We start from the raw sequence: 8,722 nt of genomic DNA on the forward strand, positions 1-8,722 counted from the left end.
GCCGGCATCAAGCCCGAGCCCGACGAGCCCACTACAAACGACGCCTCAACGCCGAACTTCAGCCATGATCCCGAACGGCGGCTGCCGTACTAGGCCGCACTACCTCCGACAGGCAGCGCCAGCGTCGGCGTTCGCCCGGGCAAGCCAGGCAACGGTGGCGGGACGCCGAAAAGCGGGGGTGCGCGACAGCGAGCACCCATTGATCGAAATTAATCGATTGACACTTTCCTGACCGACAGGAACACTATTTGCCACACGATGCCGCACGGAGCCGGGCCGGGCGAGCCGCACGGAGTGGGCAGCGCGATCACCGCGGGGAGCCGGGCATACCCGCGACCGGAACACGCGTGCCCGATCTTCGCCCTGCACAGGTGATCGAAGGAGTCGTTCCCGTGAGAATCAGAAGGAAGCTGCTGCTCTGCCTGGCCGCGTCGCTGGCGGCGGCCGGCCTGGTGCTGCCCACGCTCCAGCCCGCGTACGCGGCGTCGCTGGTCGAGGTGACCAGCTTCGGCGACAATCCCGGCCGGATGCGTATGCACGTATACGTACCGGATTCCCGCCCGGCCAGGCCGGCGACCGTGGTGGCCATGCATGGCTGCGGCGGGTCGGGCCAAGGCTTCTACTCCGGCAGTGAATTCGCCAGCCTGGCCGACCGGTACGGATTCATCGTGATTTACCCGACGGCGACCCAGCAGGCCGGGTTCGGCAACTGCTTCGACGTCTGGTCGGACGCTGCCAAGCGCCGTGGCGGCGGCAGCGACCCGGTATCGATCATTTCCATGATCCGCTACGTGCAGCAGCAGTACGGCGCCGACCCCAACCTGGTCTACGCCACGGGCAGCTCGTCCGGCGGCATGATGACCAATCACATGCTGGCCCTCTATCCCGACGTGTTCAAGGCCGGCGCCGCATTCATGGGGGTCCCCTACAACTGCTTCGCGGGCGCGGCGGACTTCCCACCCCCGACCAGCCAATGCACCGGCGGCAACATGAACAGGACCCCGCAGCAGTGGGGCGACGCGGTCCGCCAGGCATACCCCGGCTACTCCGGCCCCCGCCCACGGGTGCAGTTGTGGCACGGCACCAGCGACACGCTCGTGCCGTACCAGCTGCTGCAGGAGACGATCGAGCAGTGGACCAACGTGTTCGGGCTCAGCCAGACACCCACCTCCACCGACACGCCGCAGACCAACTGGAACCGGCGCAGGTACGCCGACGCCGGCGGCACCGTCCAGGTCGAGGCGTACAGCATCCAGGGCGCCGGACACAGCCTGCCCGCCGGCGGCATGGCCGCAGCCGCCATCCAGTTCTTCGGCCTGTCCACCCCGCCGAGCCCCACCACGTCGCGCAGCCCGACAACCTCACCGAGCCCGACCACGTCGCCGAGCCCGAGCACGCCGCCGGCGTCCGGCCGCTGCGGCGTGAGCGTCGCCGTCAACGCCTGGAACAACGGGCTGACCGAGGACCTCACCGTCACCAACACCGGCACCAGCGCCATCAACGGCTGGTCGCTGGTCTTCACTCTGCCCGGTGGACAGACCATCACGTCGGGCTGGAACGCCTCCTACTCCCCCGCCTCCGGCCAGGTGACGGCTAGGAACCTCGCCTACAACGCCACCATTCCCGCCAACGGGTCGATCACCATCGGCTTCCAAGCCACGCACACCGGCAATACCGCCAAGCCGGCCTCGTTCAACCTCAACGGCGTGTCCTGCGCGATCACCTGACGCTGGCCGAACTCCGGCGACGGCCACGCGGACGTCGCCGGAGTACCGGCTTGACACAGAGAGGCTCCGGTGCGCGTCGTCAGGCACACAAGTTGCGGTGCCGCCGGTTGGTGGACCCAGGTCTTTGCTACTTGACGAACGGCATGTTATCGCTCACAGTCGATGGGCAGGGCGGCGACGCAGTGGCTTACCGGGCGAGTCAGGTGTCAGGTCGCGCGAGCATATGTTAGCGCTAACATTCATGCCCGCAAGGCCATGGCAACGCGCGCAGCGCCCTATCTTCGGACAGGCCGTTCGACTCTTGGTCATTGGAGGAGGATCATGTTTGCCTTTGGTAGGTCTCCATCGATCGCGCCGCCGCTGCGGCGGCGCGGCTGGGTGGCGCGCGTCGTCACCGCTGGGGTGACGGCGGTGGTGGTCGCCGGCGCCGCCGCAGCGGTGGCGTCGACACCCGCCGCCGCGGCGACGGTCGACACGAGCGCGTGGTACGTGTTGATCAACCGCAACAGTGGCAAGGCTTTGGACGTATACAACCTGGCCACGAATGACGGTGCGCGCATCGTGCAGTGGGCGCGGAACAACGGCAACCAGCAGCAGTGGCAGTTCGTCGACTCGGGCGGTGGCTACTACCGGTTGCGGTCGCGGCTGTCCGGCAAGGTGCTGGACGTCTACAACTGGTCGACCGCCAACAGTGCCAGCATCGTGCAGTGGACCGACGGCAATCAGGCCAACCAGCAGTTCCGGCTGGCCGACTCCGACGGTGGCTACGTCCGGTTGATCAACCGGAACAGCAACAAGGTGATGGAGGTGCAGGGCGCCTCGACCGCCGACGGCGGAAACATCGTGCAGTACGACGACTGGAACGGCAGCAACCAGCAGTGGCAACTCGTCCGCGTCGACGGCGGCGGTAGCCCCACCACGCCGCCGGCTGGCACGTGCACGCTGCCGTCGACGTACCGCTGGACTTCGACGGGCCAGCTGGCGAACCCGAGGTCGGGGTGGGTGTCGCTCAAGGACTTCACCAACGTCGTCTACAACGGCAAGCATCTCGTCTATGCGACGACTCACGACACGGGATCGGGCTGGGGCTCGATGAACTTCGGCCTCTTCACAAACTGGTCCGACATGGCCTCGGCCAGCCAGAACGGGATGTCCTTCGCTGCCGTTGCGCCTACGCTGTTCTACTTCGCCCCGAAGAACACCTGGGTGCTTGCCTACCAATGGGGCGGGCCGGCCTTCTCCTACCGGACATCGAGCGACCCCACCAATCCGAATGGATGGTCGTCGCCGCAGACGCTCTTCTCCGGGAGCATTTCCGGCTCCGGCACGGGACCCATCGACCAGACGCTCATCGGTGACGGCACGAACATGTACCTGTTCTTCGCTGGGGACAACGGCAAGATCTACCGGGCCAGCATGCCCATCGGGAACTTCCCGGGCAGCTTTGGCACGGCATCGACGGTGATCATGAGCGACACGACGAACAACCTGTTCGAAGGGGTTCAGGTCTACAAGGTCCAGGGCCAGAACCAGTACCTCATGCTCGTCGAGGCGATCGGGGCGAACGGGCGCTACTTCCGCTCCTTCACGGCCACCAGCCTGGGCGGCTCGTGGACACCCCAGGCCGCGACGGAGAGCAACCCCTTCGCAGGCAAGGCCAACAGTGGCGCCAGCTGGACCAACGACATCAGCCACGGCGATCTGGTTCGCAGCAACCCCGACCAGACCATGACCATTGATCCTTGCAACCTGCAGTTGCTGTACCAGGGGCGTGCCACCAATTCCGGCGGCGACTACGGCCTCCTGCCCTACCGGCCGGGTGTGCTGACACTGCAACGCTAGTGACGTGACACAGGTCCAAGCTCGCTCCTGACATTCAGGATCGGGTGGACCTGGAGCGGCGGGCTTGGCGCAGAGGCCGAGCCCGCCCAGTTCACGCAAGAAGCCCACCTCATCCTCGTGACTGGCCAGCACGAGTGGTCGGCAGGACCTACTGGAGCGAGACGTCGTCGACGAAGAAGCTGTCGGTACCCGAGGCCGTCTCCACATAGAAGGTGGCACCGGACAACGTGCCGCTCCAGGACACCGCTGCCGTGCCGGTCAGCTTCGTCCAGCCGTCCGGGTTCACTGCGGTTCCCGAGGTCAGCGAGACGTAGTTCGTGGTGCCGTTGGCGGTCAGCGCCAGGGTCGCCTTCACGGTCGGCGTCCCGCTCTGGCTTCGTACCCAGACGGTGGTGGTGTAGCTCTTGCCGTTGGTGAGCTTCGAGGTCAGGTCCTGGCTGGGACCGTTCCACGACGCCGTACGCCCGGTGAGCAACAACGACGCCGCCCCGCCGTGGACGACCGCAGCGTTCGACGACAGCGTCCCACTGCCCATGACCCCCCAGCCCGACGTGCCGCTCTCCCCGTCACCGTTGGTTATCAGATTCCCGCCGCCTCCGGCACCGAACTGCCACCAGTTGACGTTAAAGAGGTAGCCGCTGCCGCCGGTGAAACGGAGGTACAGGTCGTGGATGCCAGCAGCCCCGGTGACGGTGCAGGAGGTGTTCGCCCACGTCTGCCAGCCGCCGGTGCCCGGGACGGTGCACCGCCCCACCACTGGACCAGTGGTGCCGTCGAGGCGGAGCTCGATGACGCCGCCGTTGGTCGCCGAGGCCACCCGTGCGGTAAACGAGCTCGCCCCCGCGCCGAAATCGACCCCTCTGACCTTGATATAGTCGCCGTTCTCGATATACCCGACACTCATCCCGCCCTCACTGGCGGCTTCGGTCTTGATGCCTGATTCCCAGGCCATCGTTTCGGCTTCTTGACGCGTGTAGGGGTTGAGGGTGCCGACCTGGGGCGCCCCCGTGGTGGTCATCGTGATGGTCGGAATCGAGCCATCGGCGTTGTAGGAAAACTTCTCGACCGCGACCGAGCGGGTGAAGCCGCCGCCGCCCGGCAGCGCGCCATTGTGATAGAAGAAGTACGATCCGCCGTTGAAGTCGACGATGCCGGGGTGGTTGGTGAAGCTGCTGCCCTGGCTCGGCATGATCGTTCCACGGTAGGTCCACGGCCCAGTGGGGCCCGGGGCCGTCGAGTAGGCGATGAACTCGGAGCAGCATTTCGCCGCGAAGACGTTGTAGTACAGGCCGTTGCGCTTGTAGACCCAGGGACCCTCCTCGAACAGCGTCGGCCGGTTCGAGTCGCCGGTGCGGGTGCCGAATCCGGCGGTGGTGAGTGGAATCTTCGTCGGGCTGCCTGAGTAGGAAATCATGTCGGAGTTCAGCCTCACGTACCAGAGGTTGGGGTTGCCCCAGTACAGGTAGGCCTGTCCGTCGCTGTCGATGAAGACGGTCGGGTCGATCTCGCCGTTGGACACCAGCGGCCGGCCGATGGCGTCGCGGAAGGGACCGGTCGGGCTGTCGGCCACCGCCACCCCGATGCCCATCGCGCCGGTCGCCCGGACGGTCATGGGTACGTACCAGTAGAACTTGCCGTTGCGGGCGACGGCCTGGCCGGCCCAGGCGTCGGCGCTGGCCCAGCTGAAGCTGGCGATGTTGAGCGGGGATCCGTGGTCGGTCCAGTTCACCATGTCGGCAGACGACCAGACTCGCCACTCCTTCATGGTGAACCAGGTTGAGCCGTCCTCGTCATGACCCGTGTAGAGGTATACCCGGCCGTTGTGCACCAGCGGCGCCGGGTCGGCGGTGTAGATGTGCTGGATGATCGGGTTGTCCGCCCTGGCCACGCCAGGGAGGAGAGCGGCGGTGCAGAGCGCCGCCGTGACCCAGGCGACGAGCCGCCGCATGCGGCGCTGGCCGGGGAGTGGAGGGAACACCCTCATGTCTGCCTCCAGGGGCTGTCGGCTGTTGTCTGACTCGGCTGCGGTCACATCGGACACCGCTGTCCCTGACAAGACGGGCGGCCGGGAGCCGACCACAGGCGCCGCGATCAGGGTGCGGGCCACCCGCCAGCCGGCCGGACGCTCGCCGTGGGTATGCCGGCGTCGGTGGCCTCAGCACGTCGAGGGACCTGCGAGCACCGCAGGTCTTGCACTTGAGCAGCGTGGTCTTGCCGGCGCGCGGCGGGAAGCTCGCGGCCGGGGTGTAGCGGGTCCGCTGAGTCGGGGTATCCCGGGCTGAGCGGACGCTGGGGCCGCCCAACTCCAGCCCTCCGCGCAGCCCCGCAGGAGTAATGTTAACGATAACAGTCCACTCAGGCAACGAAGCAGGTCTATTTCGAGCCGTTCGGCTGAGCCGATGCCACAGGCGCACCAGGCTTGCCCCCGGCGCATTGAACCCCATCCAAGATCAGAGGCCAAGTCCGGGATCAAGGCCGGAAGTTTCGGACGCCGTCCTGGCACGGCACCACCGCGTCCGCCCTCGCGGCGACCGGCCGCCCACCCACGCGTCGCCGCAGCCTGCCAAAATTGCTGGCAGATGAGGCGGACCGGTGCGACCCAGCGCCACATGGCCACTGATACCTGCCGGAAGTATTCCGGAAACTATTGTTCCAACCGTGCTGCCGTGCCAACATGACCTGGCATTGAAGTTCATCGTTCATCGGTCCAGGTTGTGCGATCCACCGAATCCCCTTCGCACCCTCGTCGGCTGCGGCCGATCACGCGTGTGGTGCTCGGCGACCGGGCCGCAGAACCGAGAAGGAGGCCATCGTGGCAACCAGTTCTCCTGTCTACTCCGCTGGATCCCCGCGGAGTCGCTCGTTACCGATCCGACTGCTGATCGGCGGCACCGTCGCCGCCGTTGCGGCACTGGGTGCGGTGATGGTGATCCAGGATGCGAACGCCGCGGCGAGCACCCTGGGCGCGGCGGCCGCGCAGTCGGGCCGGTACTTCGGCACGGCGATCGCCGCGAACCGGCTCGGTGATTCGACGTACACCACGATCGCCGGGCGCGAGTTCAACATGGTGACCGCCGAGAACGAGATGAAGCCGGACGCGACGGAGCCCCAGCGGGGCCAGTTCAACTTCAGTTCCGGCGACCAGATCTACAACTGGGCGACCCAGCGCGGCATGAAGGTCCGCGGCCACACCCTCGCCTGGCACTCACAGCAGCCAGGCTGGATGCAGAGCCTCAGCGGCAGCAACCTGCGCCAGGCAATGATCGATCACATCAACGGTGTGATGGCCCACTACAAGGGCAAGCTCGCCTACTGGGACGTCGTCAACGAGGCCTTCAACGAGGACGGCAGCCGCCGGCAGTCCAACCTGCAGGCCACCGGCAACGACTGGATCGAGGTGGCGTTTCGCACCGCCCGCAGCGCCGACCCGTCGGCCAAGCTGTGCTACAACGACTACAACATCGAAAACTGGTCCTACGGCAAGACGCAGGGCGTCTACAACATGATCCGAGACTTCAAGTCTCGCGGCGTGCCGATCGACTGCGTCGGTCTGCAGACCCACTTCACCGGCGGCAGCTCGCTGCCGAGCAACTTCCAAACCACATTGTCGAGCTTCGCCGCCCTGGGCGTGGACGTGGCCCTGACCGAGGTCGACGTCACCAACGCGTCAACCACGCAGTACGCCGGGCTGACCCAGGCCTGCGTCAACGTGCCCCGCTGCGTCAGCATCACCGTCTGGGGCGTACGGGACAGCGACTCATGGCGCTCCAATGAAAGCCCGCTGCTGTTCGACGGCGGCGGCAACAAGAAGGCCGCGTACACCTCGGTGCTCAACGCCCTCAATGCCGCTGGCCCGATCGGGACGCCCTCGTCGACACCGAGCGGTGGCACCACCTCCCCGTCGTCCTCGCCCTCTGCCACGCCGGGCGGAGCGAAGCGGATCGTCGGCACCCAGTCGGGCCGGTGCGTCGACGTGCCGAACGCGTCGCGCAACAACGGCACGCGGGTCCAGCTCTACGACTGCAACGGCCAGACCAACCAGGCCTGGACCCTCACGTCGAGCAGGCAGCTGACGGTTTACGGCACCATGTGCTTGGACGCCGCCGGGTCCGGCAACGCCTCAGCCGTGCAGATCTACAGCTGCAACGGGCAGACCAACCAGCAGTGGAATGTCAACTCGAACGGAACCATCACGGGTGTGCAGTCCGGACGCTGCCTGGACGTCTGGGGCACCGGCAACGGCCAGCAAATCCAGATCTACGACTGCAACGGACAGGCCAACCAGCGATTCACTCTGAGCTGACCTGAAGCGTTGATCGCGGTGTGGCGGCAAGACCTGCCGCCACACCTACGACATACTCTGGTCCGACGAGTTCGTGCCGTTCCTCGCGTTCGACGTCGAGATCCGCCTGCTTGAAATCGGATCACACGTTGCTGTGTAGTGAGACCGGTGCGCACTGTCAGCGAGCAGAGGAGCAAAACGTGCGGTACGCCGACGGCCCGGCAGTCGAATGTGACCTTCACTTGGCGGCGGACCCCACCCGGGTCTGGGGTCTGGTGACGGATATCGAGTTGCCCGCACGGTTCAGTCCCGAGCTACTCAAGGTGCGGTGGCTGGGCGACAGCCGCGGGCCGGCGCTGGGCGCCCAGTTCGAGGGGCACAACCAACATCCGGCGCTGGGCGAGTGGCGAACCGTCTCACATGTGGTGCGGTTCGACGCGCCACGGGTCTTCGGCTGGGTGGTGGTCGACCCGGACAACCGCTTCGGCGACGAACCCGCCGATCCACGTCGTCCGGGCGCGACCTGGCAGTTCCGGGTCACCCCCGAGGGCGCCGGCTGCCGCCTGACCCACTCGGCGCGGATCGGTCCGAGCCGCACGGGACTCAGCCTCGTCATCGACCGGGCGCCGGAACACGAGGAGGCGATCATCGAACGCCGACTGGCCGCCCTGCGAGACGGCATCAACGCCACCCTCCAAGGCATCAAAGCCGTCGCCGAAGCCCCACACTGACCGTGGTCGGCCCGGCATCCGGCGGTGCCGGGGCGCCAAGCACTGCGGCTGAACGCCTCCGGGTGGTTGGTCCGGCAACCGCCGGACGCGAGTTCAAGGGCGCCGGCCTGGACAAGGCGCTCCAAGACGCCATCGGCAAG

The 8,722-nt window shown here is 66.7% G+C and carries 5 protein-coding genes; 4 read left to right on the plus strand and 1 reads right to left on the minus strand.

All coding sequences use genetic code 11. The features are described from left to right. The first annotated feature begins 392 nt into the window (after positions 1-392). Positions 393-1,727, plus strand: a complete 1,335-nt coding sequence (locus ABZ671_RS31990) for a PHB depolymerase family esterase (protein ID WP_357865092.1) — start codon at positions 393-395, stop codon at positions 1,725-1,727. Positions 1,728-2,048: 321 nt separating this feature from the next. After that, entirely contained in the window at positions 2,049-3,569 is a 1,521-nt protein-coding gene (locus tag ABZ671_RS31995) for a non-reducing end alpha-L-arabinofuranosidase family hydrolase (protein WP_357865094.1), read from the plus strand. A 148-nt stretch (positions 3,570-3,717) separates the two neighbouring features. Here ABZ671_RS31995 and ABZ671_RS32000 read toward each other — a convergent pair whose 3' ends face one another. After that, positions 3,718-5,517: a family 43 glycosylhydrolase gene (locus ABZ671_RS32000; protein WP_357865100.1), complete on the minus strand. Its 1,800-nt coding sequence runs from the start codon at positions 5,515-5,517 to the stop codon at positions 3,718-3,720. Between the two features lie 975 nt (positions 5,518-6,492). Here ABZ671_RS32000 and ABZ671_RS32005 point away from each other — a divergent pair. Then, positions 6,493-7,872, plus strand: coding sequence for an endo-1,4-beta-xylanase (locus tag ABZ671_RS32005; protein WP_357865096.1), 1,380 nt, complete (start codon positions 6,493-6,495; stop codon positions 7,870-7,872). 179 nt (positions 7,873-8,051) lie between these two features. Further along, positions 8,052-8,582 carry an SRPBCC family protein gene (locus ABZ671_RS32010; RefSeq protein WP_357865098.1) on the plus strand — a complete coding sequence of 177 codons (531 nt, stop codon included), beginning with the start codon at positions 8,052-8,054 and terminating at the stop codon, positions 8,580-8,582. Positions 8,583-8,722 lie beyond the last annotated feature (140 nt).

The sequence above is a fragment of the Micromonospora sp. NPDC006766 genome (genome assembly GCF_040636055.1).
Taxonomy (GTDB): Bacteria; Actinomycetota; Actinomycetes; order Mycobacteriales; family Micromonosporaceae; genus Micromonospora.